The 26734-nt window shown below is 62.5% G+C and carries 32 protein-coding genes; 5 read left to right on the forward strand and 27 right to left on the reverse strand.

Annotation, left to right across the window (positions count from 1 at the left end; all coding sequences use genetic code 11):
* Positions 1 to 36 precede the first annotated feature (36 nt).
* Positions 37 to 555, reverse strand: a complete 519-nt coding sequence (gene moaC / locus J3481_RS06170; protein ID WP_206830985.1) for a cyclic pyranopterin monophosphate synthase MoaC — start codon at positions 553 to 555, stop codon at positions 37 to 39.
* A 52-nt stretch (positions 556 to 607) separates the two neighbouring features.
* Between moaC and moaD the strand changes: the two genes are divergently transcribed.
* The 3 genes from moaD (at position 608) to J3481_RS06185 (ending at position 3210) form a co-directional block, all read left to right on the forward strand.
* Positions 608 to 1276, forward strand: a complete 669-nt coding sequence (moaD, locus tag J3481_RS06175) for a molybdopterin converting factor subunit 1 (RefSeq protein WP_206830986.1) — start codon at positions 608 to 610, stop codon at positions 1274 to 1276.
* 80 nt (positions 1277 to 1356) lie between these two features.
* Entirely contained in the window at positions 1357 to 2691 is a 1335-nt protein-coding gene (locus J3481_RS06180) for a glycosyl hydrolase family 18 protein (protein WP_206830987.1), read from the forward strand.
* A 15-nt stretch (positions 2692 to 2706) separates the two neighbouring features.
* Positions 2707 to 3210 carry a permease gene (locus tag J3481_RS06185; protein ID WP_206830988.1) on the forward strand — a complete coding sequence of 168 codons (504 nt, stop codon included), beginning with the start codon at positions 2707 to 2709 and terminating at the stop codon, positions 3208 to 3210.
* A 4-nt stretch (positions 3211 to 3214) separates the two neighbouring features.
* Here J3481_RS06185 and J3481_RS06190 read toward each other — a convergent pair whose 3' ends face one another.
* Positions 3215 to 3733, reverse strand: coding sequence for a hypothetical protein (locus J3481_RS06190; protein WP_206830989.1), 519 nt, complete (start codon positions 3731 to 3733; stop codon positions 3215 to 3217).
* A 104-nt stretch (positions 3734 to 3837) separates the two neighbouring features.
* Here J3481_RS06190 and J3481_RS06195 point away from each other — a divergent pair, with 104 nt between their 5' ends.
* Positions 3838 to 4590 (forward strand): M48 family metallopeptidase, encoded by a 753-nt coding sequence (locus J3481_RS06195; RefSeq protein ID WP_236011299.1) that lies wholly within the window; start codon positions 3838 to 3840, stop codon positions 4588 to 4590.
* A 9-nt stretch (positions 4591 to 4599) separates the two neighbouring features.
* Here J3481_RS06195 and J3481_RS06200 read toward each other — a convergent pair whose 3' ends face one another.
* Positions 4600 to 5769 (reverse strand): M20 family metallopeptidase, encoded by a 1170-nt coding sequence (locus J3481_RS06200; RefSeq protein WP_206830990.1) that lies wholly within the window; start codon positions 5767 to 5769, stop codon positions 4600 to 4602.
* A 15-nt stretch (positions 5770 to 5784) separates the two neighbouring features.
* Positions 5785 to 6537 (reverse strand): hydrogen peroxide-dependent heme synthase, encoded by a 753-nt coding sequence (gene hemQ / locus J3481_RS06205; protein WP_206830991.1) that lies wholly within the window; start codon positions 6535 to 6537, stop codon positions 5785 to 5787.
* Positions 6538 to 6669: 132 nt separating this feature from the next.
* On the opposite strand from hemQ, the gene J3481_RS06210 reads away from it, so the two are divergent.
* On the forward strand, positions 6670 to 7032 hold the full coding sequence (locus tag J3481_RS06210) for a hypothetical protein (protein WP_206830992.1): 363 nt from the start codon (positions 6670 to 6672) through the stop codon (positions 7030 to 7032).
* On the opposite strand, the gene spo0A is transcribed toward J3481_RS06210, so the two are convergent.
* The 23 genes from spo0A to spoIIIAE all read right to left on the reverse strand — a co-directional run bounded on the left by spo0A (position 7029) and on the right by spoIIIAE (position 26731).
* A complete protein-coding gene (spo0A, locus tag J3481_RS06215; RefSeq protein WP_206831067.1) occupies positions 7029 to 7829 on the reverse strand; it encodes a sporulation transcription factor Spo0A in 801 nt (266 codons plus the stop codon). The two genes, J3481_RS06210 and spo0A, sit on opposite strands and share 4 nt — an antisense overlap.
* A 165-nt stretch (positions 7830 to 7994) precedes the next feature.
* Positions 7995 to 9245: a SpoIVB peptidase gene (spoIVB, locus tag J3481_RS06220; protein ID WP_206830993.1), complete on the reverse strand. Its 1251-nt coding sequence runs from the start codon at positions 9243 to 9245 to the stop codon at positions 7995 to 7997.
* A 99-nt stretch (positions 9246 to 9344) separates the two neighbouring features.
* On the reverse strand, positions 9345 to 11021 hold the full coding sequence (recN, locus tag J3481_RS06225; protein ID WP_206830994.1) for a DNA repair protein RecN: 1677 nt from the start codon (positions 11019 to 11021) through the stop codon (positions 9345 to 9347).
* A 13-nt stretch (positions 11022 to 11034) separates the two neighbouring features.
* Positions 11035 to 11883, reverse strand: a complete 849-nt coding sequence (locus J3481_RS06230; protein ID WP_206830995.1) for an NAD(+)/NADH kinase — start codon at positions 11881 to 11883, stop codon at positions 11035 to 11037.
* 15 nt (positions 11884 to 11898) lie between these two features.
* On the reverse strand, positions 11899 to 12399 hold the full coding sequence (locus J3481_RS06235; RefSeq protein WP_206830996.1) for a hypothetical protein: 501 nt from the start codon (positions 12397 to 12399) through the stop codon (positions 11899 to 11901).
* Positions 12396 to 13235: a TlyA family RNA methyltransferase gene (locus J3481_RS06240; protein WP_206830997.1), complete on the reverse strand. Its 840-nt coding sequence runs from the start codon at positions 13233 to 13235 to the stop codon at positions 12396 to 12398. Before J3481_RS06240 ends, J3481_RS06235 begins: the two co-directional genes overlap by 4 nt.
* Positions 13232 to 13840 carry a CNNM metal transporter family protein gene (locus J3481_RS06245; protein ID WP_206830998.1) on the reverse strand — a complete coding sequence of 203 codons (609 nt, stop codon included), beginning with the start codon at positions 13838 to 13840 and terminating at the stop codon, positions 13232 to 13234. The genes J3481_RS06240 and J3481_RS06245 overlap by 4 nt, the downstream gene beginning before the upstream one ends.
* Before the next feature lie 758 nt (positions 13841 to 14598).
* On the reverse strand, positions 14599 to 15483 hold the full coding sequence (locus tag J3481_RS06250) for a polyprenyl synthetase family protein (RefSeq protein ID WP_328702050.1): 885 nt from the start codon (positions 15481 to 15483) through the stop codon (positions 14599 to 14601).
* Positions 15484 to 15504: 21 nt separating this feature from the next.
* Complete coding sequence (xseB, locus tag J3481_RS06255) at positions 15505 to 15744, reverse strand: exodeoxyribonuclease VII small subunit (RefSeq protein WP_407929320.1); 240 nt, start codon at positions 15742 to 15744, stop codon at positions 15505 to 15507.
* Positions 15695 to 17101, reverse strand: a complete 1407-nt coding sequence (gene xseA, locus J3481_RS06260; protein WP_206831000.1) for an exodeoxyribonuclease VII large subunit — start codon at positions 17099 to 17101, stop codon at positions 15695 to 15697. The genes xseB and xseA overlap by 50 nt, the downstream gene beginning before the upstream one ends.
* Before the next feature lie 5 nt (positions 17102 to 17106).
* Positions 17107 to 17958, reverse strand: coding sequence for a bifunctional 5,10-methylenetetrahydrofolate dehydrogenase/5,10-methenyltetrahydrofolate cyclohydrolase (locus J3481_RS06265; RefSeq protein WP_206831001.1), 852 nt, complete (start codon positions 17956 to 17958; stop codon positions 17107 to 17109).
* An 81-nt stretch (positions 17959 to 18039) separates the two neighbouring features.
* The gene (locus tag J3481_RS06270; RefSeq protein ID WP_206831002.1) at positions 18040 to 19053 is read right to left on the reverse strand and encodes an NAD(P)/FAD-dependent oxidoreductase; all 1014 of its coding nucleotides are present in this window, start codon (positions 19051 to 19053) and stop codon (positions 18040 to 18042) included.
* 119 nt (positions 19054 to 19172) lie between these two features.
* Complete coding sequence (locus J3481_RS06275; protein WP_206831003.1) at positions 19173 to 20162, reverse strand: tRNA (adenosine(37)-N6)-threonylcarbamoyltransferase complex transferase subunit TsaD; 990 nt, start codon at positions 20160 to 20162, stop codon at positions 19173 to 19175.
* On the reverse strand, positions 20152 to 20643 hold the full coding sequence (nusB, locus tag J3481_RS06280; protein ID WP_206831004.1) for a transcription antitermination factor NusB: 492 nt from the start codon (positions 20641 to 20643) through the stop codon (positions 20152 to 20154). Before nusB ends, J3481_RS06275 begins: the two co-directional genes overlap by 11 nt.
* 6 nt (positions 20644 to 20649) lie before the next feature.
* Positions 20650 to 20880 carry a DUF2273 domain-containing protein gene (locus J3481_RS06285; protein ID WP_206831005.1) on the reverse strand — a complete coding sequence of 77 codons (231 nt, stop codon included), beginning with the start codon at positions 20878 to 20880 and terminating at the stop codon, positions 20650 to 20652.
* Positions 20877 to 21428 (reverse strand): alkaline shock response membrane anchor protein AmaP, encoded by a 552-nt coding sequence (gene amaP / locus J3481_RS06290; protein WP_206831006.1) that lies wholly within the window; start codon positions 21426 to 21428, stop codon positions 20877 to 20879. The genes J3481_RS06285 and amaP overlap by 4 nt, the downstream gene beginning before the upstream one ends.
* Positions 21425 to 21868, reverse strand: coding sequence for an Asp23/Gls24 family envelope stress response protein (locus J3481_RS06295; RefSeq protein ID WP_206831007.1), 444 nt, complete (start codon positions 21866 to 21868; stop codon positions 21425 to 21427). The genes amaP and J3481_RS06295 overlap by 4 nt, the downstream gene beginning before the upstream one ends.
* Before the next feature lie 69 nt (positions 21869 to 21937).
* Entirely contained in the window at positions 21938 to 23281 is a 1344-nt protein-coding gene (gene accC, locus J3481_RS06300) for an acetyl-CoA carboxylase biotin carboxylase subunit (protein ID WP_206831008.1), read from the reverse strand.
* Positions 23282 to 23326: 45 nt separating this feature from the next.
* Entirely contained in the window at positions 23327 to 23794 is a 468-nt protein-coding gene (gene accB, locus J3481_RS06305; RefSeq protein WP_206831009.1) for an acetyl-CoA carboxylase biotin carboxyl carrier protein, read from the reverse strand.
* Between the two features lie 143 nt (positions 23795 to 23937).
* A complete protein-coding gene (locus J3481_RS06310; RefSeq protein ID WP_206831010.1) occupies positions 23938 to 24498 on the reverse strand; it encodes a SpoIIIAH-like family protein in 561 nt (186 codons plus the stop codon).
* A gap of 24 nt (positions 24499 to 24522) precedes the next feature.
* Complete coding sequence (locus J3481_RS06315) at positions 24523 to 24981, reverse strand: hypothetical protein (RefSeq protein WP_206831011.1); 459 nt, start codon at positions 24979 to 24981, stop codon at positions 24523 to 24525.
* A complete protein-coding gene (locus tag J3481_RS06320) occupies positions 24978 to 25511 on the reverse strand; it encodes a stage III sporulation protein AF (RefSeq protein WP_206831012.1) in 534 nt (177 codons plus the stop codon). The genes J3481_RS06315 and J3481_RS06320 overlap by 4 nt, the downstream gene beginning before the upstream one ends.
* Positions 25508 to 26731: a stage III sporulation protein AE gene (gene spoIIIAE / locus J3481_RS06325; protein WP_206831013.1), complete on the reverse strand. Its 1224-nt coding sequence runs from the start codon at positions 26729 to 26731 to the stop codon at positions 25508 to 25510. Before spoIIIAE ends, J3481_RS06320 begins: the two co-directional genes overlap by 4 nt.
* Positions 26732 to 26734: the final 3 nt, after the last annotated feature.

The raw sequence follows: 26734 nt of genomic DNA on the forward strand, positions 1-26734 counted from the left end.
GTTCACAAGGTCGCTTGCCGAAGTCTATTGTAACGCTCAACCGCGGACGGAACCACCCGATGCACCCTGCTCATACCGGCCGCTTTCGCCCCCATCCTTGAACACGAGCCGGACGTTGGAAATCGAGATGCCGCGATCGCCCTTTTTGCACATGTCGTATACGGTGAGTGCGGCAATCGACGCCGCCGTCAACGCCTCCATCTCGACGCCGGTCTGATATGCGGTGCGCACCTCCGCCCGCACCCGAAAGACGGCCTCGTCCTCTCCCAGCGCTTGCTCCCCGATGCGAACCGACACATGGTGCAACGGAACTGGGTGGCACAGCGGAATGAGCTCGCTCGTCCGTTTGGCCGCCATGATACCCGCAATTTCGGCGACCTTGAGCACGTCGCCTTTGGCAACCGCGTGGTGTACAATAGCATCGCGCGTCGCCCGCGACATGTGAATGTCGGCTTCCGCGACGGCCACGCGCACCGTGACGGCCTTTTCGCTCACATCCACCATCTGCGGACGGCCGTCCGGCGAAAAATGGTGGAACACGTCTTCAGACTGCACGTCCATCGCTCCTCGTATTGGATTCGAATCAAGCTCGAGGTGAACGGATACCATGCGCGTCGACATCCGCCTATTCGCAAATGTAAAGGAGATCGCCGGCCGAGACAAACTCGAGCTGGACGTGCCAGACCACGCGACGGTGTCCGATGTCGTGCAGGCGCTGCGAGATGCATACCCGCAGCTTCGCGAAGCGCTGCAGCACGTGATGGTCGCCGTCAATCTGGAATTCGCCGATCCGTCTCGACGAGTGCAGGAAGGCGACGAGATCGCCCTCATCCCGCCCGTGGGGGGCGGCGAACGAGACGATCCCTTCGCGCGGCTCACGCGAGATCCCCTCGACGTCCAGCAGGCGGAGTCGCTGTTGTCCGATCCGCGCCACGGGGGTTGCGTCCTGTTTCTCGGAACCGTTCGCGCCTGGACAGGCCATCGGCAAACGCATCACATCGAATACGAGGCATACGAAGCCATGGTGCAAGTCCAACTCGAACAGCTCGTGGCGGAAGTCGAACAGGAGTTTTCGGGTGTCAAAGCGCTTGTGTGGCATCGGGTTGGAACGCTGTACCCAGAAGATATCGCGGTCATCTGTGGAGCGGCACATCCTCACCGCAGAGCTGCTTTCGAGGCCTGTCAGGCGCTCATCGACCGGCTCAAGGCTCGCGCGGCCATATGGAAGAAAGAGGTTTTTGCGGACGGATCGTCCGAATGGCGAGCGAATCCGTAGATCCGCGGTGGTTTACATAATCGGCGCGCTCCCGTCATAGACATGGGCCAGAGCCTTATCGGACGAGGAGCGTGCCTTGCGTGAACCGCAGCAAACCTTCCCGCCTCATCGCCGAACTGGTCGCAGCTGTATCTCTGCTCTTCCTCCTCGCGGCAGGCTGTGTGATCTCGATGGCCAACACGGTTGGACAACCCTTCACCGGCCGTATGGCCGAGACAGAGGCGCAAACGCTTGCCTCCATCGAGATCGGGGCCCTGTTTGGAAGCGGGGAAACCGCAGGCGGTGCACACGTCGCCGTCAATCCGTTTCGCGCCGTCGCGCAGCGCCTGCAGTCCCTGTTTCTCAATCCATCCGCGCTGCTTCGCAACATGCTTCCCCAGATCTCGCCGGACACCGAAAGCGGGGGCCTGCAGGCGTCGTTGCTCAACTCCATCGCCGCCATGGCCGAAAACCGCCACACGTTCGTCATGGGATGGCTCCCGTCCTCCGATGCGGAGACGTGCATTCGGTGGATAAGGGACAATCCCGGCGTCAACGTCGTCAGTCCCACATGGTTTCATCTCGCGGATGCCTCGGGGAACCTGTCCGGCCATGTTCTGCCGACGGTGGTGCAGTACGCCCGGGATCACCACATCCAGGTGTGGGTGCTCGTCGACAACCAGTTCTCGGCGACGCTCACACACGAGGTTCTCTCCAATCCGCGAGCGGAGGCCAACCTCATCGACGAGATCGCATACCAAGCCGGGACATATCATTTGGATGGCGTCAATCTCGACTTTGAGAATGTGGCCGCGGCGGATCGGAACCTCTTCACCCAATTCGTCTCGCAGCTGCACGCGCGTCTGCGCGCGCTCGGCGTCGACCTGTCGATCGACCTGACGCCGGATGTGGTGCAGCTCGACGACTCGGCGGCGTTCTTTCACGCGGCCCTGGCCGATGAGGTGGATCAAGTGGTCCTGATGGCGTATGACGAGCACTGGGCGAGCGATCCCGACCCGGGCCCGGTCGCGGACCTGCCGTGGGTGGAGCGAAGCGTCAACGATCTCCTGGACACCGGCGTGCCGGCCAACAAGCTGATTCTCGGCATCCCCCTTTACACGCGGTTCTGGTACGTGAACACGGACGGGAGCGTGCAGAGCGACGCGGTCAGCGCGGGCGCCGTGCAAACGATTCTCAATCAATACAGGCTTCCGCTCGGCACGTGGAACGCTTCACTCGATTTGATGGTCACCCAGTATCCGACCAAGACGGGTTATGCTGAGGTCTGGTACCCGACGTCCCAGACCTACGAGGACTGGCTCCAACTGGTGAGCGATGATGGACTGGCGGGCGTTGCGGTATGGTCCCTCGCGTGGTCCGACGCCACCACGTGGGCGTCTACGGTGAAGGCCCTCCGTTTGAATGGATCACCTTGAAACGGGGATGAGGACGTGGATCGCACGCTGGTTTGGATCGCTGCAGCCACAGGTGTGGCGTATATCGTGGCATATGCGCAGGAACCGAGTGACACACTCGCGGCCCTGCGGTCATCCGTGGGGATGTTGGCGCAATCGCTGCCGTGGATCGTCGTGTCGATGTTTCTGGCGGGGCTCGTCAGCCAATGGCTGGAACCGGACGTGGTAGCGCGCTGGTTGGGACGAGAAGCGGGAATCGTGGGCATCGCGTTCGGCGCGCTGTTGGGCATGCTCGGAACCGGATCGCGCTTTGCGGTGTACCCGCTCGCCGTGAGCCTGCTCGCCGCCGACGCGTCGCCCGGGGCCGTGGTGGCCTTCACCACGTCGTGGCAGTTGACGTCTCTGGCGCGCCTCCCCGCCGAGTTCCCGTTTTTCGGCGTCCCCTTCGCTCTGGTCCGGTTTGCGATCTCGCTCGTGATTTCCGTCGCGGGCGGTGTCCTGTTCGAATGGATCTGGAGGATTGGGTCGCGAATTCGATGAGACGTCAATGGACGGGCGAGTCCGCACCGCCTTCGACGTAATGGCCCTGTTGCCACACCACCTTCTCGATGGACGCCTGACCGACGTCGGTCTTCGCGAGAAGATAAAAGCCCTCCGGCAGACGGTACGAACCGATGTTCCAGGCCGCAAACCACGTCTGGTTCTTCCGAATGGGTACGGACGCAATCCGCTGCAGATGACTGTTGGACTTGAGGGTGTAATCGCCGTGATACGCGGTGACCAGCGCGGGAGAAGCGTAGTACAGATCCACGCGGCGGCCGTTCCAGCCGTGATCGTCCGACCAGATATTGAGGGTGGATCCGTGGCTCAGAACTTCGAAATGTGGATTTCGCATCTGATAATGCGCCAGTTCCACGCGCGTGGGTGGCTCGGCGATGGACGGCGGCAGCGACTGGCCGACGAGCGCCGAGGGGCGAACCTGAAACTCGTGCCCACAGCCGGCCAAGGTTCCCGTGAGCGATAGGGCAAAAAACGAAGCGACAAGTGCATGACGAGCGCGCATCCGTGAAACCCCCTTCGCGGACCGAAGCGTCTGGCCCTAGTATGCTGCTGCCTCGGTCGGGGTATGCGTGTGCGCGCTGCGGCCAAATGCGGTACAGTGGAGATATGAAACTGACAACCGTTCGAAGTCCGCAAGGCGATCTCCTGGCCTATGAGGTCGCTTGGGAAGATGACGTCGTCAGGATCCGCGTGCGTCCTGGCAGACGGACGCAGAAGCGAATTGTCCTCCGCGCCGATGAACGCGGATACTCGATCAGCGCGCCGCCCTGGGCGAGATCGCAAGACCTCGAGAACGTGATTTTGCAGAACGAGCATTGGTTGCGCGCCGTGCACGCGAAGTCGGTGATGGAGCGTTTCGAACGCCTCCAGTCGGGCAAGCACGTGCTCGTGCTTGGACAGCGGTATGTCATCGCCGTTGGCCCGAGAGGGGAGGACGGGATCGATCACGCCCGGCGCACGATATGGATCCCCGCTGGCGTGCGGGACGTGCACACCCACGTGTACCATCGGATGCGGTCCTTTGCAGACTCGCACCTGCTCCAGCGCACGGCGAAGTGGGCCCAAAGGACAGGCCTTCACCCCGACCGAGTGAGCATCAGGGACCAAAAGAGCCGGTGGGGAAGTTGCACGAGCAAACGGCACGTCTACCTCAATTGGAGACTCATTCAGGCGCCCCAAGAAGTGATGGACTACGTCATCGTGCACGAACTTGCGCACCTGCTGCACATGAACCATGGCCCGGCGTTTTGGCAATGCGTCGCGCAATGGATGCCTGAGTGGCAGGCGCAGCGGGATTGGCTGCGCCTGCATGGCCGCGATCTGTTTCGGCTGCGCCTCGATTCCGAGACGCAGGGATGAAGTCCTGGATCAAGCCTGGCTGAGATACCGCGTCGCGAGCGCGACGAGCGCCCTGCATCCCACCACCAGCGCGTTCTCGTCGATGTCGAAACGCGGGTGATGATGAGGGTAGGATTCGCGGTCGGCGCGTCGAATGCCTGTGAAGAAAAACACCCCGGGCGCCGCCGTTTGATAAGCCGAGAAATCCTCGCCGCCCATGGTGGGCTCGGCATCTGTGACGAGATCGCCGAATTCCTCCTCCAGGACGGTTCGAACAAACGCCGTGAGTTCCGGATCGTTCACCACGGGCCGATAGCCTCGCTCATAGCGGAATTCGTACGAGGCCCCATGGGCCTCGGCAATGCCTTTGATGACGGCCTCCATCGCCTGTTCGGCCCAGCCGCGCCGTTCCTCGCGGAACGTACGCACGGTGCCACACAGTTCCACTTCGTTTGGAATCACGTTGTCCGCGGTTCCGCCAACAAATTTGGTGACACTGAGGACGAACGGCTCAAACGGGTCGATCCTGCGGCTCGCGAGTTGCTGCAGACTGACCACGATCTGTGCGCCGATGACAATCGGATCCACGGTCAGATGCGGCTGCGCGGCATGGCCTCCGCGGCCGATGATGCGCAAGTGAAACGTGTCGGGGGACGCCATCAACTCACCCGCCCGTACCCCGATGCGGCAGCTCTCCATGCCCTGCCACAGGTGCTGGCCAATCACGGCGTCGACGCCCTCCAAAACGCCGGCGTCGACCAACTCCTGAGCCCCGCCAGGCGTCAGCTCCTCAGCGTGCTGAAAGATGAAGCGAAGCTCTCCCCGCAGCGCATCGCGATGCTCGGCGAGGACCTTGCACGCGCCGAGCAACATGGCGGTGTGTCCGTCGTGACCGCATGCGTGCATGACGCCCGGATTCTTGGACGCAAACGGAAGTCCCGTATCCTCGTCGATGGGCAACGCGTCGATGTCCGCGCGCAGCGCCAAGACACGACCCGGACGCCCGGTGGACAACCGGGCGACCACGCTCGTCTCCGTGGGACGAGTGATTTCAAAGACGCCCATTTTCGCCAGCTCTCGCTCGATGAACGCCGCCGTCTCCCGCTCCTGGAAGCTCAACTCCGGGTGTTCGTGCAAATATCGGCGCCAACCCACGAGCTGATCTCGGATGGCTTCCACTTCCCGCGCGATGTCCACCATCTTCTCAACCCCCTCTTATCCGTGCAGCGCCATCATCCATCGCGCCAGACCTTCGGCGTCGACCTGCTCTCCTACGTAGAACGGACCGAATTCGGCGAACCGAGCGCTCGATTCATCGAATCGCATCTCGTAAATCAACTTCTTGAAATGAATTGGATCGTCTGCGTACAACGTGACGCCCCATTCCCAGTCGTCCAATCCGACCGAACCGGAGATGACCTGTTTGACCTTTCCGGCGTACTGACGCCCGATTTGACCATGCGCCATCAGGTGTTTGCGGCGTTCTTCCTCGCCGAGCATATACCAGTTGTCCGGATGCGTCCGCCGCTTGTTCATGGGATAGAAGCAGACGTAACGCATGTCGGGCACCGGCGGTTTGAGGCGCATCTGGAGCGCTTCGTCCTTCTCCACATCGACGCCGGGCTTCGCCAGATACCCGCCGAGTTCCACCACGGACACATAGGAATACGCGCGATCCGTGAAGTCCGCAAACCGCGTGGCCTCAAACCTGGCCTTGACCTCGTTTAACTCGCGGATCGTAGGCCGCATGTACAGGAACAACAGGTCCGCTTTCGTTCCCGCAATCAGGAACTGGCCGAAGCTGCCCAATCTCGCCTGTTGCGCATCGATCTCGTCTTGAATGAACGCGCCAAAGTCGCGCAATACCGCCGCCGCCGTGTGAACATCCGCGGCTTTCCAGGCCTCACGGCGAACGGTGCGGAAGTCGTGGAACACGTACCACCCATCCAGCGTATGCGGTGCTGGCATGACGTCAACCTCCTTCTGCCGTACACATTACCACAACGGCAGAACGGACAAAAAAGTCGGCCATGGACATAACCGCTCCCCAGGCGCCATAGGATGTCCATGGGAAGCCTAGGTCTGCCGAGAGGTGATCCGATGCGCGCGTGGAAGTGGGCCCTCGCGTCCGCCTCGTGGTTGTTGGGCGCATACGCCGCATGGTCTTGCCTAGCCCTGGCTCGCGCCGGCGCAGCAGCGAACATTCCGCAGCTTGAAGCGGCTGGCGCGGCAGAGCTCACGGCGGCATGTGTCTGGATTTTGACAGGATTTCTGACCCTTTGGAACCTATGGGTCTCGGCTGCAGTGCAGATGGTGAACGCACTGTGGACGGCCTCGTTGGCCTGGTACTACCAGGACGACACCGTCTGGTTTTGGACGGGAGCTTGCGCGCTGTTGTTTGCCCTGTCGAGCCTAGCGGCGTATCGAGGCAGACGGCGAGCGCACACCGCGGCTTCGGCCTAGCCTACGCGATGCTCCATTCGCAATTTATCGGCGATCATCGCGATGAACTCGGAATTGGTGGGTTTGGTCTTGGAGGCCGACACGGTGTAGCCGAAGACGCGGCGAATGGCCTCCATGTTGCCCCTGCCCCACGCCACCTCAATGGAATGGCGAATGGCGCGTTCGACTCGCGAGGGCGTCGTCTTGAACCGCTGTGCGATTTTTGGATAGAGCACCTTCGTAATCGAACCCAGAATCTCGACATCCTCGTACACAATGCCAATCGCTTCGCGCAAGTAATGGTATCCCTTGATGTGCGCCGGTACGCCGATCTCGTGAATAATTTGGGTGATCTGCGCGTCGATAGACCTCCTCGACGGCTGCGTCGCCGTCATGGGTGCCATTCCGCTCGGCGCCACCACGCTTTGCGAAGCGGCGGCCACCGGCGCCGGCGCGTCAAACATCACTTGCCGGATTCGCTCGGCCAAGACCGGCATGTCGAACGGCTTGAGAATGAAGTAGGAAACGCCCAGCTCGGCAGCGCGGCGCGTCACGCTCTCCTGGCCAAAGGCGGTCAACATAATGACCTTCGGCGGATAGTCGGTGATTTCGGCGAGGCGCTCCAGTGCGCCAAGCCCGTCCAACACGGGCATGATGATGTCGAGAATCAGGACGTCGGGGCGAGTTTCGCGCACCAGATTCAGCACCTCCGTGCCGTTGTGCGCAATCCCGCAGACCTCCATATCCGGCTGCCCGGAAATGAATTCGCTCAACAACTCCGCGAATTCATGATGATCATCGGCCAATAAAACTTTCATGCGTGTGGACACGGCCATACCCCCTCTGCGTTCCTCCGGACATACGAATTCGACGAAAAGCCCAAGACTCCTGTCAAAACTATGTAAAAAATTTCGCCTTTATGTCACCTTTTTCGACATAAATCGACAAGGGCCACCTCCCTCACTCGGCGTGGCCCTTGCTCGTCACGCAGCCTCCGGGTGCGCCGCTTCCGCTGGCGCAAAGGTCAATTCGTGCCGATTGGGATGCAGCATCCAATAGGCATATACCCCATACCCCCGAACGGGATCGGACACGAACACGTGCGTCACCGCGCCGACCAGCCGTCCATCCTGTACAATGGGGCTTCCGCTCATCCCTTGGACGATCCCGCCCGCCTGTTCGAGCAGCCGGGGGTCCACGACGCGGATGATCATGCTTTTCGTGGATGGACTCATCTGCCGGGCCGTGTGCTCAATCACCACCTGAAACCCTTCGATCTTCTCGCCGTGTAGCACCGTGTAGAGCACCGCCGGTCCAGGATGCACCTGCCCCGGCAACGCGACCGCAATCGGCCCGGGCAGCGGAGAGGTGCGCGCCGCGAACGAGCCGTCCATCCTGCCGAACACGCCATAGGGCGTATTTTCGTCGATCTCGCCGACCTCGCGCTTCAGACCGCTGAATACCCCCTTCTTTTCACCCGGCTGCCCTGCTTTGCCGGGCTGAATGCCCGTGATGGCAGCTGGATACACCGTGCCGCGCCCGAGGATGGGCTGCCCCGTATCCGCGTCCGTGACCAAGTGGCCTAGCGCGGCAAACCTGCCCGTGGCCGGATCGTAAAACGTGAGGGTACCCACGCCGACGGCCCTATCGCGCACGTACACGCCGAGCTCGGGAGGGCCCGCCACGTCGCGGATCTCGATCTCGCGCAGCTTGCTGCCACGCGCGACAACCAGACGAAACGGCGCCCGTTTTTCCCGCAGCACCGCCTGCAACTCCTTCGCCGTGTGAACGGGCACGCCGTCCACGGAAAGGATGACGTCGCCGACCTCGATGTGGTTTGCCTCCGCCAGGCTGATGCCCTGCGCCGCGCGGCGGTAGCCAATCACCATGGGACCTTCCGACATCAGTCGGATGCCCACGGCTTGACCTCCCACAATAACGCGCTCGGCAGGTTGCACGTGAACGCGGGTCCGCCAAGGAATGAAGCCGAAGATGCGGTCCGCCACGTCAAAATCCCCAGCATCCGCTGTGACGGTGATCGCGGAGGGCGGATCGACAGGGCGGACAAAGGAACGGAGGGTGAAGGGATGGAACGATTGGATGGCGATCTCGTCGTCCGTGGACATTTCAACTGATGTGGGCAATTCCACCAAGTGGCGAACGGGCGGAATCCAAAGAAGCGTTGTAGCGGCGACGAGTACAGCGATCTTAAGCGCGCGCAGCCAACCCGCCATGGTGCATCCCCCTTCCCGTGAGTAACACCTCGTGTCGCGTGCATCTAAGGTGCCCCCGGCGGGTGGTCGTATGATCGCAAAAAGCTCCCCGAACCGCCGTCACGTGGACTGGCTTCGGAAGCTTTCCAAGAGCGCGCGCGCATGCACGCGGGCTGTCTCGTCGGACAAATCGGAACCGAGAAGCCGCGCGATCTCCTGGATGCGGCCGTTTTCATCCAGCCTTTCGAGGCGCGACAGGGCGCGGTTGGCGTTTGATTCTTTCGCGACCAGGTAGTGCACGTGACCGGCTGCGGCGACTTGCGGCGAATGCGTGACACAGAGGACCTGCTTCTCCTGACCGAGCTCGCGCAGCAACTCCGCCACGCGGAGCGCGGCCTCTCCGCTCACGCCCTGGTCGATCTCGTCAAAGACCAGCGTGTCGGTCCGTTCGAGGTTCGCGATCACGACCTTCACTGCGAGTAGCATGCGCGAAAGCTCGCCACCAGATGCAACTTTCTGCAAGGGCATCAAGGGTTGTCCGGGATTTGCGCGAAACAGAAAGCGGATGTCGTCCAAACCATGTTCGCTCGGCGCGTCCTCCCGCCGGCGCACGTCGATCTCACATTCCGCATGCACCATGGCGAGCCGACGCAGCGACCGCGTGATGGCCTCGGCGAGCGACCGAGCCGCTCGAACCCGCGCTTCGTGAAGCTGCTCCGCCAGCTCGCGATACGACGACTCCCGCTGCGCGACCTCGGCCTCCAGCTCGGCCAGGCGCTCCTCGTGGTTTGTCCAGGCTTGAAGCTGCGCGCGGGCGCGTTCCAGGTGTGCGAGCATTTCTTCGGTCGTCGATCCGTACTTCCGCGACAGTCGGCGGATGAGCGCCAGCCGTTCCTCGATTTGCTCCAGCCGCGCCGGATCGTGCGACACGCGAGATAAGAAGCGGTGGAGCGTGAAGGACGCCTCTTCAGCGTGCACGCGGGCTGTCTCGAGCAGGGAGGCGATTTCCGCGGCGCGATCGCTCGCTGAAGATAACGTGTCGGCGATGCGCTCGGCCGCCTGAAGGCGGCCGATGGCGCCGCCCGCTCCGTCGTCCAGCAAAGACGCGATTTGCGCCAAGGATTCGGCGACCTGTTGCTCGCGCTTCAGGCGATCGCGCTCGGCGCGCAACTGGTCTTCTTCCCCAGGCGTGATCCTTGCCTCTTCCAATTCGCGAACCTGGAGCGCGTACAGATCGACCTGTTGCGCGCGCTCGCGCTCTGACACCTGAGCCTCGCGCAAGCGGCGCAACGCGTCCTGCCACATGCGATACGCCTCGGCGCAAGATGCCGCGAGATCCGCGTGCTGACCGTAGAGATCGACCAGGCGGCGCTGATACGGCGACGTCATGAGCGCCATCGATTCGTGCTGATCTTGCAACTCCACCAACGTGTCTCCGAGTTCTCGAAGCATCTGGACCGTGACGGATCGGCCATTCACGCGGTTTTGCGCCCGGCCGTTCGCGTGAAACGTGCGCGAGATGACAATCTCGCCGGCGTGATCAATGCCCCAAGACTCGAGCAGAAGCTGGGCGGCATCGTTCTCCGCGATGTCGAACACCGCCTCCACGACGGCTGGCTCAGCGCCGCTGGCAGGCAGTGCCCCCGGAACTCGCCCGCCCAGGATGGCGCGCGTCGCATCCAGCACGAGAGACTTGCCCGCGCCCGTCTCACCGGTGAGCACGTGCAGCCCGCGATCCAGGTGCAGACGCAGCTCGTCAATGAGAACGAAATGGCGCACGTACAACTCCTGCAGCATGTTGCACGCCCCCTCAGTTCGACGATGGATCCCCGTGGAGCTTGCTGCGGAGCACGCCGAAAAACTCGCGGTCCGGCAAGCGCACGAGCGTCGCCTGAAACGGGGCCTTCCGAACCAAGACCTCGTCTCCAGCCAAGAGGCGCATGCCCTCCTGTCCGTCCACGGCGAGTTCCACATCTCCATGTCGAGCGTGCACGGACAGCCTCACCCACGAGGACGCGTCGATCACGCACGGCCTCGAAAACAGCGTGTGGGGACAAACGGGTGTCAGGACCATCACCTGCAGATGAGGGCTCACAATCGGCCCGCCGCACGACAAGGAGTATGCGGTCGAGCCCGTGGGCGTCGCGACGATCATTCCGTCCCCCGTGTACGTGTCCACGTACACGTCATCGACGTGGACGTCAAGGGTGACCATGCGCGCAAACGAGCCCTTACCCACCCCGATGTCGTTCAGGGCCGTGAAACGGGCAATCTCCCGGAGATCCCGGTACACAAACGCCTCGAGCATCAGACGCGTTTCCAGATTGTATTCCCCTGCCAAGATTCGTTCCAGCGCAATTTCCAGTTGCGAAGGTTCCGATTCCGTCAAAAACCCAAGGTGGCCGATGTTCACCCCGAACATCGGCACATGAAACGGGGACAGTTGACGAGCCACACCGAGCAGCGTGCCGTCCCCGCCGAGCACGATGACCAGCTCGCACGATTTGAGTTCCGGATGCGTTTCGACGATGGCGGTGTCGTGATCGATGGGCACGTCGATCACGCGAATCCCCGTGCGTTCCAGCTGGCGACAGATGTCGGTCCGGACCGAACACGCTTCCTGCTTGTGGACATTGTATAAGAGGCCTATTTGGCGCAACGTCCTCCCCCATCCTCACCCGTGCTTCCACGCGACAAGCGCCACAAGCGCGCCGCAAAGCGCCCACAGGACGCGTCGTGCCGCCTCCCGGCGCCGAACGTGACGCGGACGGTTCCATTCGTACACCGCGGTCTGAACGGACTCCTGCATCACGTCGATCACGACCGCGCCGCGCGCCCCGTGCAACAAGGCGGCCAGCGCGTAACGCTCATGCAGTTCCTCTTCGGATGCCGGCTCTGTGCGAACAAAAACAGCATACTCCCGCCCTTCCTTGCGCGCAATGAAATCCGGACGCACAGACCCGGACAATCGGACGGATGCCACCCGCGTCACATGCGTGACCCGTTCGCTCCCCTTGACAAGCTCGTACCCATTCGCTTCGAGCCACTTCCGCCCCATCGTCTTGAGACCTTCCACTGGGGTCTCTTCATCGCCACTCCAAAGCGCCCCGCCAAGCGACCGGAGAAACACTCCGATGGCCACAAGCGCACACACCAGCGCAAGTCCTGAAATCATGCCGAGCCCCCGTTCGGAGCGGTGCCACCCTTCAACGAGGCCCATGCGTCGCCGACGACGCGATCGATCTCGCCCATCCATCGCGCGGTCTCCTCGGGATCCGGGTGCATGCGAAACCACCCGAGAAATTCGAGGTTTCCGTCGCCACCGGCGATGGGCGAGTAATCCAGCCCCCGGCAGCACCATCCCATGGATTCGATACTCTTCAGGATGTCCAGGAGCACGGCTCGATGAACCTCGGCATCTCGGACAATGCCACCTTTGCCGACGCGATCGCGCCCAGCCTCGAACTGAGGCTTGATCAAAGACACGATGTCCGCGTCAGGGAGACATACCTCGGAAAACTTGGGAAACAAAATCCGAATGGAAATAAAAGAAACATCCATCACCGCGAGGTCGGGACGGGGATCGAATCCGGCGGGATCGACATAGCGAAAATTGGTGCGCTCCATCACGCGCACCCTCCCATCCTGGCGCAGTCGCCACGCAAGCTGGCCGTACCCCACGTCGACCGCGTACACCAAGCGAGCACCGCGCTGCAGCAGGCAGTCCGTGAATCCGCCTGTCGACGCCCCGACGTCGATGGCGACACGGCCATGAACCGGGATTTGAAACCGGTCGAGCGCGCGCTCCAGTTTGAACCCGCCTCGCGAAGCGTATTCGCGATCCCGCCGCTCCACATCGACTCGCACGTTCGGCGCGACCTTCAGCCCGGGCTTGTCAGCCCGCTCACCATCCACCCGCACGAGCCCAGCCATAATCGCGCGCCGGGCCGCTTCCCGGCTTGCAAACAACCCTCGCTCCAACAGCAAGACGTCAAGCCTCGTCTTGTTCAACCGTTCCGCCCCCGTTCCCCGCGACGAGGCTTGCGCTTGCGCGATCGCTCCGGCCGTCCGATCATCACCGAAAACGATTCCCACACGCGCGCCGCAAACAAGATGATGGGCGTCGGCGAATGAATGGCCACCGTCTTCCCGATGGCCTTGCCGCCAACCGTGAGCGAGGTGATGACCGCCGTGATGCCGATGCGCAACGCCTCGGGCGCCCAACCGTGCGCCTGAATCGCCTGGATCACTTGAACGCTGACAGCCAGCGCCCCCGCGCCGCTCAGAACGCCGGCGATATCCCCAATCACATCGCTGCAGACGCTCGAGACCTTTTCGGCGTTTCGAACAATCATGATGGCCCGACGGGCGCCAAACACGCGCTCGGCCGCCATGGCGTGAAACGGGGTCTCGCGCGCAGCCGCGGCCGCCATCCCCAGCATGTCGAACAGGGCTCCCACCAGCACGATCACGACCACGATGGACGCACCCACGTACCAGCGCGCGGCATTCAAAAAAATGGTCGAGGTATCGAAAACCGCACTGATGGGCAAAGTCAGTGCGGCAATCGTCAACGCGAACGCGTAATTTGCGGTTTTGGACGTCGTCTTTCTCACGCGAACTCCCTTGGCGCCGCCGCGCAGAGCGGCGCCCATGATGGTGTGTATGTATTCCTACCCGGGTGGCAACTCCCTGAGTAAACGCTGTGGCTTAGGTCCAGTAGGTTTTCCCAAGCGCTCACCGAGACGTCGCCGTCCCGGCGGTTTCCCTTTCAGAGCGCCTCGGCCGCGTCGCCGACGGCCGGACTGGATTACCACTTAGTCCACACTATAATCCTCAGGGAGCCTCGCCTCGTGGCGAACAGTCTAGGCGTTTTCCGCGACAACCGCTCCCGCGCCCTAGCCTCTTTTGCAGTACGGATTTCACCCAGCACCGGTGATCGCGCCGTGGCCGCGGCCGACCACCTGAATTCCTGGGATCCTTCAGTACCACTCAAGGCAGGCTACGCTGCACACAGATTGCCTCCGCATGCAGGTTCATACCCCAAGCCATAGCAAAAAACCATGGTTCCAGCTACGAACTTGGGCCTCCGCGAAGGCTGGGTCGCGTCCCGCATGCCATTGCGGGCTGCCCAACCTTCTTAACTCCCAGCATGAGCCCAGGGCTGGGCGCCCCAAGCCCACACCAGGAACTTCATCGATGTGCCCTTTGACGGATTTTTAGCCCCGTCTTCAGGCGCGGACGGTTGACTAGAATACTGCGCCACCCGCAGGGACGTTTCGTCGGACTCCGTCACTTGCCATTATACCACAGCCGCTCCCGTCCTCGCAGAGGGAGACACTGGGATCCCGTCCGCTCACGCGAAGCCCGAAGGTCACCGATCCCGATCGACGATAAGCGCCTGCAAGGCCGCGAGGGGCTCCGACCGCACGCCCACCTGATCAAGCGCCCGCTCGCCGCGGCGAATGACCTCGCGAGCCAAGTTGCGCGTGTGTTCCACACCCACAAAGCGCGGATAGGTGAGCTTGCCTTCTTCGACGTCCTTGCCCGCGGTCTTCCCCAGTTGCTCCGTGGAAGCGGTCACGTCCAACACGTCGTCAATCATTTGAAACGCGAGGCCAAGGCATTCCCCATAGGTCGACAGGGCCTCGCGCACGGCCTCGTCGAGATCGACAAAATAGCCCCCCATCTCGACGCACGCCTGAATCAGGCGCGCCGTCTTGTGCAAATGGATGAATTCGACGTCCTGAAGCGTCCCCTGGCCCCCCGTTCGCTCGATGTCGACGGCCTGTCCGCCGACCATGCCGTCCACCCCCGCGCGCCATGCGAGCGTGCGGATCATCGCCAACTGGCGTTCTGCAGGAACGCCCTCGATCGGCCGAGCAAGCAGGTGGAAGGCCTCGGTCAGGAGTGCGTCTCCGGCCAAGAGGGCCATCGCTTCGCCGAATACGACGTGATTGGTCGGTTGACCGCGCCGGAGGTCGTCGTCATCCATGCAGGGAAGATCGTCGTGAATGAGCGAATAACAATGAATGAGTTCCACGGCGGCAGCGGCCGGCAAGACGCGATCCCTGGGCACCCCAAACGTCTCGGCCGTCGCGATGACGAGCGTGGGCCGAAGGCGTTTGCCGTCCGCCATCAGGCTGTAGTTCATCGCTTCCTTCAACCGGGCATGAAGGCCCGTCGGTTTAAACAGGCGCGCGAGGAAGGCGTTCACCGTCTCTTTGCACGCCTCGAGGTACGTCTGCAACGCACTCACCTCCGGCTTGGCCAGCGTCGATTACGGAGTCACCGAGTCCTCCCCCAGTTCCTGACCGAGCTTCTCGAGCTGGAACTCCGCTTTGTCCAGCTGCTCGCGGCAAAACTTCACGAGCCTCATGGACTCCTCATAAGCCCGGATGGACGCGTCGAGCGGCAGATCGCCCGACTCCAGTTGGCGCACGATTTCCTCCAGCCGCCGCATGGCCTGTTCAAAGGTCCAGCCGGAGTTGTTCGCCTCGACCTCCCGAATCTCCTCCACGGCTCTTCACCTCCGCTTCGACCGTGCCATCGTGCATACGAATCCCGATGCGCCTGCCAGGGGCGAGCGCTCGGACCGACGTGATGACCCCGCCGTCTTCGTCGAGAATCACGCCGTACCCACGGCGCAGCACAGCGAGTGGGTTCAGCGCCTCCAATTTGCCGATCACGCCCTCCAGTCTGCGGCTTTGGAAATGCACTTGACGGCCGACGAGCGAGCGCACCTGGTGTTCGAACCGCATCAACGCTTGCCTTCGCGCCTGGATCGAACCCCCCACCTGAACGCGCTGAAGCCTTCGCTCCAAATCGGCCAAGGCGCGGCGCCGCACCCCTATCGGACGGCGCTGCGCTTCGCGCACCCGAGCTTCGAGGTAGTCGATGAGCTGTCGCCTCACGGCGATGGTCCTCGCCGGCTCGCGAAGAACCGGCCGCCTCGCCATCTCCATGAGTCGATCCCGGCCCCAAGCGACTTTCACCAGAACCGCGTTGCGCGCCCTGGCCGACGCTTGATCGACATAGGCCCGAAGTTCCGTCTGATGCGGGCACACGAGTTCCGCCGCTGCTGTTGGCGTTGCCGCCCGGACATCGGCCGCGAAATCGCACAGCGTGACATCGGTCTCATGTCCGACCGCCGAGACCACGGGCACGGGCGATCGCGCCACGGCTCTCACGACCATCTCCTCGTTGAACGGCCACAATTCCTCGAGCGATCCTCCGCCTCGGCCCACGATAATGACATCCACCTTGGGGTCCAAGGCGTACAGGACCTCGAGCGCGCGCACAATGGTGGGCGCCGCCTCCGGGCCTTGAACCTGGGCCGGGGAGAGAACGACCCGAGCCAGCGGATATCGGCGTGCGATGGTCGTGCAAATATCTCGAATGACCGCACCGGTCGGGCTCGTGACGACGCCGACGCGCGCTGGAAAACGCGGCAGCGGCCGCTTTCGTTCTTGCGCAAAGAGTCCCTCATCGGCAAGTTTCCGCCGCAATTGCTCGAACCGAACAAACAGCGCGCCGACGCCGTCAGGCTCAAGATCCTCGACGTACAGCTGATACTGGCCATCTCGCTCGAAGACGCCGACCGCGCCGAACGCGATGACCCGCATCCCGTCTTCCGGCCGAAACGGCAGGCGTCGGTTCCGGCTGCTGAACATCACCGCGCGGATGCGACTGGTCTCATCCTTGAGCGTGAAGTACATGTGGCCGCTCGGATGATGCTTAAAATTTGAGATTTCCCCGGCCACGCGGCACTGAACGAGCCGAGGATCCGACTCCAATCGCTCCTTGATCCGCCGATTGAGTTCCGTGACGGTAAGCACGACCTCCGTCTGATCCGCGGCGCGCGTCAGCGCGTTCATCCTGATCATCCCCCTCGCCGCATCGCGCAGAGATCTACGGTGTTCTGCGCAACCATCGCAATGGTCATCGGACCCACGCCCCCCGGGACCGGTGTGAGCCATGCCGCGCGCTCTGCCACACTTGGGTCGACATCGCCCCTGGGTCCGTCCGCAGCGTACGTGAGGCCCACGTCCACGACGACGGCGCCTGGCCGGATGTCGTCTGCCCGAATCAGACCAGGCACCCCCGCGGCGCTCACGACAATGTCCGCTTGGCGCGTCCAATGGGCGACGGACGGCGTCTGCCGATGACATTGTACCACGGTCGCCCCGTGCGCCATGAACCATTGGGCGATGGGCCATCCGACGAGCGCACTTCTCCCCACGACGCACGCCGCCTTTCCGCGCACGGGAAGATCATACCGCCGGAGCAATTCTCCGACGCCGCGCGCCGTGCAGGGCCAGATGCGCGGCCTGCCGAATGCGGCCTGGCCGAGATTTTCCGGATGGAGGCCGTCGACGTCCTTGTCCGGTCGAATCCGCCCCACAATCTCCACTTCATCCCAGCCTGGCGGCAGGGGCAACTGAACCAACACAGCATCCACCGCATCATCCCCGTTCAGGTGGTCAATCGCGGAGCGAAGCGCCTCGGGGCCGCCGCCCGCCGAGAACGTGCGGATCTCGGCCGCGATTCCCGCCGCACGCGCAAAGCGAGCCTTCCGCCGCACGTGTCCAAGCGACACTTCGTCCTCCTCGACAACCAGCATCACGAGCTTGGGCACGACGCCAAGGGCGGTCAGCTCTTCGACTCTCCGTTTCAAATCCGCCTGCACACATCCCGCGGCCCACTTGCCGTCCAGCCGCTGCGCGATGGCCATCTGTTTGCCGTCCCTCCTCGACATTCCACAGAGAAAGCGACAGGCTGTCCGACCCATGGAGCCGAACAGCCTGCCCGAGCCTCAGTGCCCCAGGTTCGTCATGCTCGTGCTGTGTCCTGGGAACAACTTCGCCTTGGGATCGATATACGTCTTGGCATTGTTGACCGCTGTCGGCGCTTCGCCGAAGCCCGTCGCGATGAGCTTCAGTTTGCCCGGATACGTGACGATGTCGCCGGCCGCATACACACCTGGGATATTGGTTTCCATCTTTGAGTTGACCACGATGTCGTTCTTCTCGATCTCAAGTCCCCACTCCTTGATGGGTCCGAGCGAAGCGTGAAACCCAAGACCGCTGACGATGGCGTCGACCTCGAGCTCCTCCTGCTGTTTCGTCTGATTGTTGACGATCACGGCCTTTTCGACCCAGTTTCCGCCTTGCACGTCGACCAACTCGTAGAACGTCTTCACGTGCACGCGGGACTCGAACAGCTTGCGGACACTGTCCTCATGCGCCCGGAATCCGTCGCGGCGGTGGATGAGCGTGACGGATTCAGCGACCTCCTCCAACATGAGCGCGTAATCCACAGCTGTGTCGCCGCCTCCGATGACGAGCACACGCTTGCCTCGATATTGGTCGATTTTGTCGATGTAGTAAGCCACACCCCGGCCCTCAAAGTGTTTGGCAGATTCTGCCGGCAGAGGCCTCGGCGTGAACGCGCCGATACCGGCGCAGATAATGACCGCTTTCCCCACGTGGACCGACTGATTGGTGTGCAATTCGAACAACCCGTCTTCGCGCCTGACGAGCCGCTCGACGGACTCATTCAGATGCACGCCGGGTTTAAAGGTCATGGCCTGCTCGATCAGCTGATCGACCAGCTCGCGAGCGCGAATTTTCGGAAATCCAGCGACGTCGTAAATATACTTTTCGGGGTACAACATCGCAAGCTGTCCACCCAGTTGTGGGAGGCTATCAATAATTTTACAAGAACAATTGCGCAACCCCGCGTAGAACGCCGCGAATAGACCGGTGGGCCCTCCGCCGATAATCAGCATGTCTGTGACATTCTCTTGAACCTGCACGTTCTCCGACAACGCAGAACCTCCTTTATTTGCGACACTACGGGCCCCATTATAGCAAGATAGGTCCGAAAAGACTATCAATGCCCATGTGCTTTGTCGACAATTTTCTGTTTGGGATTTTGCATCAAAGGCTACAGCCCGCTCTCGCGCCAATAGCCGATGCTCGCCACGCCAAGCGCGTTATCCCGCGCAAACTCAGCTGGCGCGAAGGCGACCGCGGCGCCGGGCACCCTTCGCTCGAGGCGAGATCGAACGGCAGACTGGATGAACCGATTGGACGCCACCCCGCCCGCAATGAGGACGTGGCGAGAGGTTTCAAAACGGCGGAGCGCATATTCCACCGCCTTCGAGACGGCTCGCGCGACGCACGCCTCCACGGCCCGCGCCACCTCGTGGGGTGGGACGCCCGCCTCCGCCGCCCGCAGTGCGGCCGTCAAAGGCCCCGAAAAGCTCATGCTGGCGCCGCGGACCGGCGCCTTCAGCACCAACTCGCCCGTGGCATCGCCGCAACGTCGGGCCAAATCCTCGAGATGGGGCCCGGCCGGAAACGGAAGGCCGAGCGCAACGCCGACGCGATCGACAAACTGACCCGGATGAAGATCCAGGGATTCGCCGAGCCGCACGATGGCGTAACCAAAGGACGTCCGCCGCGCGATCACGACGTCACACGTGCCGCCCGACAGATGGACGGCAACAAATGGGGCGCTCGGCATCGGCGCAAAGTACTCGGCTGCCGCGAGGTGTCCTTCTTGATGAGAGGTCCGGGTGAGAGGAATGCCCAAACTTTGTGCCATCGACGCCGCCACTGCGAGGCCGCTTTGGAATACCGGCATGTAGGAGGACGCCCACGGCCTCGGGCGGACCGACACGGCAATGCGCCGCCATACGGGGCGGACGCCTTGGGAAACGATCTTGTCGACGAGATCGGCCATCACCGAGGGAAAATTCCGCACATGTTGAAACGCGGCCTCGCTTTGGCGCAGACCGCGTTCTCCATGGGGCACCTGCAGCAGTTGGCGGGACTCGGCCATCAATCGCCCGTCCTCTGCGCTCACGGCGCACACCGAGGTGGTGTAGTTACTCGTATCCACGCCCAGCACCAAAGGCACGTCATGCGCCATCTTCGACGCCCTCCTCCGCCGGCTCGGCCGAAGCGGCCGCGGGCCCGTCGTGAGGGACCTGCTCGCGCTTTCGCTCGGCCACAGCCGGCAACAGTTTGGCGAGAACGCCGTTGACGAATCGGCCGGATTGCTCGGTCGCAAACGTCTTGGCAAGCCGCACAGCTTCGTCGATGGCGCTCGCAATGGGCAACTCCGGCTCATACAACAGCTCATACGTCGCCAGGCGCAACACATTGCGCTCCACGCGCCCGATGCGCTCGGGCGACCAGCGTTCCATGTGCTGGGCCAGCAAGGCGTCGATCTCGCCAAGATGTCCGCGCGTCCCGCTCACAAGCTTCTCAATGTACGTCGAGTCTTCCCCGGCGACGGCGCCGCGCTCAGCCAGCACCGACGCTATCGCTTCGTGAGAGCCGAGATCGCTCTGAACATCGAGCACGCAGAGCGCCTGCAACGCGCATTCTCTCGCTTCATGTCGAGTCAAGCGGCTTCACTCCGTAAATCGATCTGACAACAGCCGTTCCAGGATCCGTCGCCAGCTCTGATTCTCTTCCCAGACGCGCCCTCCCGCGTAACCGACCAAAGCGAGCACGAACAGGAGAACGACGCGCCAAAACCCGAAAATCATCCAAAGAATCCAGAACAAAACGCCCGCGACGGCGCCGTGATATCGACGGGGAAGGCCCCGGAACCAAAACCAGACTCTGCGGACGGCGTTCATGCCCCGGTCCACGCCTTGCCGACACGGCCGTTCGGAGCCAGTTCGGTCACATGGACGATCACGCGCTCCACCTTCACACCGGCCGTGCGCTCGACATATTCCTTCACCGCTGCCTGCGCTTCACGGCTGAGCGCTGCAATGTCGACGTCCGGCAACACCTGCATGCGGCACGCGATCAGAATGCCGTCATGTCCTTGGCGCACGCGCGAGTCGAACGACTCAGCCCCCTTCAACTGGGAGCCCCGTCGGTTCGCCAGCTGACGGAGCGTTTCGTAGGAGATGCGAATTTGGCCGTGATCGCCGGGCAAAAGGACGGCCTCCGCAGGACCGCCCGACCCGCGGCGGGAACGATAGAACAGGAAGCGGATGGACAGCAGAGCTCCCACCGCGCCCACGACGAGACAGACGACGTTCCAAGGCTCCGCGGTTATGGCGCTCGCAGCCCACGTCACCGAGATGACGCCCGCGCCAAGGAGCGCCAACAGGACGCCGAGCACGAGACCTACGAGCGACAACAGGAACAAGAGGAATCGATCGCCGAAGTTCATGCAATCCCCCCTGTGGAGCGATCCTCCCCGGCGGCGGCGCCGATCTGATCCGCATCCTGCGCGCGCTCTGTATCCGTCTGAAAGGCGACGCCGACGACGTGGACATGCACCGCATCGACGCGCAGTCCCGTCATGGTCTCGACAGACGATTTGACGTGTTCCTGAATCTGATACCCGACCTCCGGAATGCTGACCCCAAAGCGGAGCTGAACCCAGACTTCGATGGTACAGGCGCGGGCAGCTTCATCAAACTGAACCTTGATCCCTCGCGCCAGGTTCTTGCGCCCCGTGATGGACTCGGTCAGACCTCCGGCCAGCGAGCCGCTCGTCCCGATGACGCCGTCCACCTCGTTCGCCGCGACACCCGCGATGATCTGGACGACCTCGTCCGAAATGCGAACCGAACCGCGCTCGGTCAACGGGTACTCCATGTCGGCCATGTCCATCTTCCTCCTCGGCCCTCGCCGGGCTCTTCGTGAGAATGGAACGGAATGCTAACGTTCTTTCGTCTAGAGTATTGGATTTTCCTCCAAAAATCGAGTCGATACGTCGCCTTTTCGAAAACGCTCATGCTGAAGAAGCGCCATGTGAAACGGAATCGTCGTCTGGATGCCCTCGATCTCGTATTCGCTAAGCGCCGACAGCATCCTGGCGATGGCCTGATCGCGCGTCGGCGCCCAGACAATGAGCTTTGCCACCATGGAGTCGTAGTACGGCGGGATGGTGTAGCCCGGATAACAGGCCGAATCCACGCGCACACCGGGGCCGGAAGGCGCCAAATACGAACGAATGGTTCCGGGAGACGGCGCGAACTGGCGGAACGGGTCTTCAGCGTTGATCCGGCATTCGATGGCATGGCCCCGCAGCACGATATCCTCCTGTTTGACCGAGAGAGGTTCGCCTGCCGCGGCCAGGATCATCTCGCGGACGAGATCCACCCCGGTGACCCATTCGGTGACCGGGTGCTCAACCTGAATGCGCGTATTCATCTCCATGAAATAGAAGTCGCCGTCCGGCGTGTAGATGAACTCCACGGTGCCCGCTCCGACGTAGTCCACGGCTCGAGCCGCCCGAACCGCAGCAGCCCCCATCTCCTGGCGCTTTTCTTCCGTCATGACCGGGCACGGCGATTCCTCGACCAGCTTCTGAAGACGTCGCTGAACGGAGCAATCGCGCTCCCCGAGGTGAATCACATGGCCATAGCGATCCGCCAGGACCTGAATCTCCACGTGGCGCATCCGTTCAATATATTTTTCAATGTAAATGCCAGAATTGCCAAACGACGCTTCCGCCTCTCGCCGCGCCGCATCGTAGGCCTTGCGAAGCTCCGCTTCGTCGCGCACGACGCGGATCCCGCGCCCGCCGCCTCCCGCCGTGGCCTTGATAATGAGCGGATACCCGATCGCATTCGCGATGGCCAGCGCTTCTTCCAGAGACTCCACGAGGCCCTCGCTGCCCGGAACGGTCGGCACCCCCGCCTTGCGCATGGTCATCTTCGCCGTCGATTTGTCGCCCATAAGTTCAATGGCCTTCGGGCTTGGTCCGATGAACGTGATGCCACACGCCTCGCACGCTTCGGCGAAATCGCTGTTCTCCGAGAGAAATCCGTACCCCGGATGCACCGCATCCACGCCGCACAGCGTCGCCACCGACATCACGCTGGGGATGTTGAGGTAGCTCATCTTGGCCGGTGGCGGCCCAATGCAGTAGGCCTCGTCCGCCATGCGCACGTGCAGCGCATCCCGATCCGCCGTGGAATACACGGCGACCGTCTCAATCCCCAGTTCGCGACATGCTCGGATCACGCGCACCGCGATCTCGCCGCGATTCGCGATCAACACGCGCTTGAACATCCACGGCTCTCCTTCACCCAGACAGATTTCGAACGAATGCCGCCCTCAGGTGCGGCGCACCTTAAACAGCGGCTGACCGTACTCGACCAGTTGTCCATTCTCGGCCAGGATCTCGACGATCTCGCCCGAGACCTCAGCCTCGATCTCGTTCATCAGCTTCATCGCCTCGATGATGCAGACCACCGTCTTGGGCCCGACCTGCGAACCCACATCGACGAACGGAGGCGCGTCGGGCGCGGGCGCGCGATAGAACGTCCCCACCATAGGCGACGTGATCACGTGCAACGCAGGATCCTCCGCCGCAGCAGGAGTGGAAGCCCCAGCAGCAGGCGCGGCCGCAGGAGCCGGAGCGGTCTGAACCACAGGCATCGCGGGCTGAGGCACGTTGTACGAAACCCATTCGGCCCGCTTGGCCAACCTCACCTTCCCATCCTCAAACTCGAGTTCCAGCTCGGTCAACGAGCTGTCGTCCAGCAAGCGAATGAGTTCTCGAATTTCCTCCATCGTCAGCAACCCATCGTCTCTCCCCGATCCGGATCTCCAAGTCCATCTGACAAGGTCCTCACGAGTATACCACAGGGACGCCTGCGGTTCTAGGGAATGGAAGAACGTAGAAAGCCGCCACCCTGCGGTGACGGCTCCTCTGCGGCGAAGATTCACGCGTGCGGCTTGACGGAAATGTTGAAGATGGAGGTATCCAACTGCTGGCTGACGATGTTCATGATTTTCACGGCGTCCGCTTTCGAGAGGTGGTTCGTCTCCACGTACACCGTGAAGGTCGTCTGATTCTTGTCCGGTGCAATCACGGCGTTCTTGTATCCCTCCGCGATCACGGCCTGCGTGGCCTGCTGCAAACTGTTGTAGAGGGCCTCCTCCTCGCCGAGTTGCTTCTGGGCCTCGGCGATCTGCGCCTGGGACGCGTTGTTGTTCGCGATGATCGCCTGGTCATTGCTGATTCTCTGGCTGATCTCGTTGTTCACCGAAGCTTGGAGCGCGTTGTACCAGTTGTCCGCGCTCGACACGTTCGACCCGGTCGAAGATTGCGTCTGGTTTGAAACCTGCGTCGCATTCGTCGGGCTGGTCGTCACCGTGGGTGTCGTCGCGTTCGACGGGTTCGTGGACGTCGTGCTGGTCTGGTTGTTCATCGTGTAGTAGCCAATCAGCATCAGGCTCAGCACCATCATCGTCGACAACCACACCGTCTGCCGTTTCACCATCGCATGCATCCTCCTAATCTCCGTCTAGTCACCCTTTTGAGGTTCGACAGTAATCTTATATGCGGGCACGTCCAACACATTCGTAATGACGTCCACGATTTCTGTTTTCGCTTGCACAAAGTCGTCGGCGTCCACCGTCACCAACACGCCCAGGACACCGACCCCATTCGAACCTCCGCTCGCCAACTGGCCGTTCTGCGCGAGCGTCACGAGCACCGAGACCGCATTCACCCCTGGCAGTTTGTCCAGCATCGATTGCAGCTCGTTCTCGTAAAACGAAGCAATCGATACGAGCTCCTCAGGCCCCTGCGATCCGCTCGCCGCGTTCGCCTGCCAGAGGGAACCCGTGCCATTGAGAACCGTCGACGTGCTCGCGGGCTGGGATCGCGACCCAGGCCATACCCAGCTGAAGGCCAACAGGACGACACCGAGCGCTCCCAGGGCTACGAGCCCTCGCTGTTTGAGAAGCAGATTCCAGTTCATCCGGGCGAATCTCCCTTGTCCTGCACCTCGACCTGCGCCGGTTCAAGGCCAAGTTGCGACGCGATGATCTCTCGGATCTCCACTGCGTCCACCATTCCTGCGGGCCGAACCCAGACGTCCACCGTCATCCGATCGGCGCTCGTGGGATGCGCGACGGTCACCTTGACCACCTCCGAACGAATCGGCTCGGGCAGAGACGCCTCCGCCCATTCGGCGAGATACAGGGCGGCATCCTGCGTCTCTGCCTGGTGAAGCGCCTCGGCATAACGTTGCGCGTCGCGATCCTCGGCCTGCGAAGCCTGTGCGGCCGAGTTGCCAAATAAAAGAGCCGACGCCCGAGTCGTCGCATTCTCCGCCCATGCACCGTGAAGCGCCGGGACGATGGGACTCAAAATCGCCGCCAAGAGCGCCACGCCCACCGTCATCCGGACGTAGCGCACCAGCGCGCCGGACGGCAGCATCATTTCCGCGATCCCGCCGATGAGAGCGATGGCCACGACCTGCCTCAGCCAGTCTCCGACCCCTGTCATGCCGTGATCACCGCCAAATTGGCCGCCGCCAAAAGAATACAGATGGCGAAGAAGAACATGAGCGCCACCGTCGCCACCGATGCAAACACGAGCAGCATGGTCCGCCCGAGCGCCCCGAGACACGCGATGATGGGCGTCTCGCCGACAGGCTGCATCACCGCCGCGCTCGCCGAATACATCGCGGAGACCGCGAGGATTTTCACCGCGGGAAACGCCGCGAGGAGTGCGATCACGACAAGCCCCGCGATTCCGACTGCGTTTTTGACCAGAAGGGATGCGCCAAGCACCGTTTCCGCCGCATCCGAGATGGCCTTGCCCACGACAGGGACAAACGTTCCAACCCCGAATTTCATGGTCCTAAGCGCCAGGCCGTCCGCGATTCCGCGCCCCGTCCCCTGCACCGTGGTCACGCCCACGAAGATCACGAGGGCAAAGCTCAGAACCGCAAGCCCCGCGGTGCGCGCCAGGGAAGCGAGCCGCGTCAAAGGATAGCGCGGAGCCATGGAAGACGCCAGATCCAGGACGGCGGCCAAAAACACCATCGGAAAGACGACGAGAAAGACGACATTGGAGACGAAGTGCACGCAAAAGATCAGCATCGGTTGAAAGAAGGCCGCGGACGCGAACGATCCCGACCCCGCCAATAGCGCGATGGACACGGGCATCGTCGCGAGCATGAAATGGTTCATCGACTCGATGGCCTGCCGCGCCGATCCAAAGGTTTCGACGAGCGATCTCGCCACCAGCGCCGCAAGCACGAACGACACCACCATCTGCGCCACTTCGCCCACGGACTCCTCGGCAAAGGACGCCTGCATCATGCGGAGGAGCGCCGCCGCGACGCAGAGGATGAGAATCCCCCCGAACAGGCCGAGATCGTCGACGACCTCCTGAAAGAAATAGTGCAGCACCCCCGACACGATGCCGTGAAACGACGGCCCCCCGTGCTCAAGGACCGACTGGATCAGCGACTGGCCCCGGGCGTGGGGCAGAAAGCCCCCGTATTGGGCCTCAAGCTGTTGCCAGTAGGCGTCGATGGAGTGCGTATCGACGTGATCGAGCTCGCTCTCAGCGGTCTTCTGGAGGATTTGCTCGGCGGACTGTTCTGCGGACTGCGCCGGTTCACCGCCGGCCGAGTCGCCCCAAATCCAAGCCGGGAGCACGACGAGGCTCACCAGCGATGTGCCGAGCGCGACGAACCATCGCCACCGCTTCCACACAAG

Source organism: Alicyclobacillus fructus, from assembly GCF_017329605.1.
GTDB classification, from domain to species: Bacteria; Bacillota; Bacilli; order Alicyclobacillales; family Alicyclobacillaceae; genus Alicyclobacillus; species Alicyclobacillus fructus.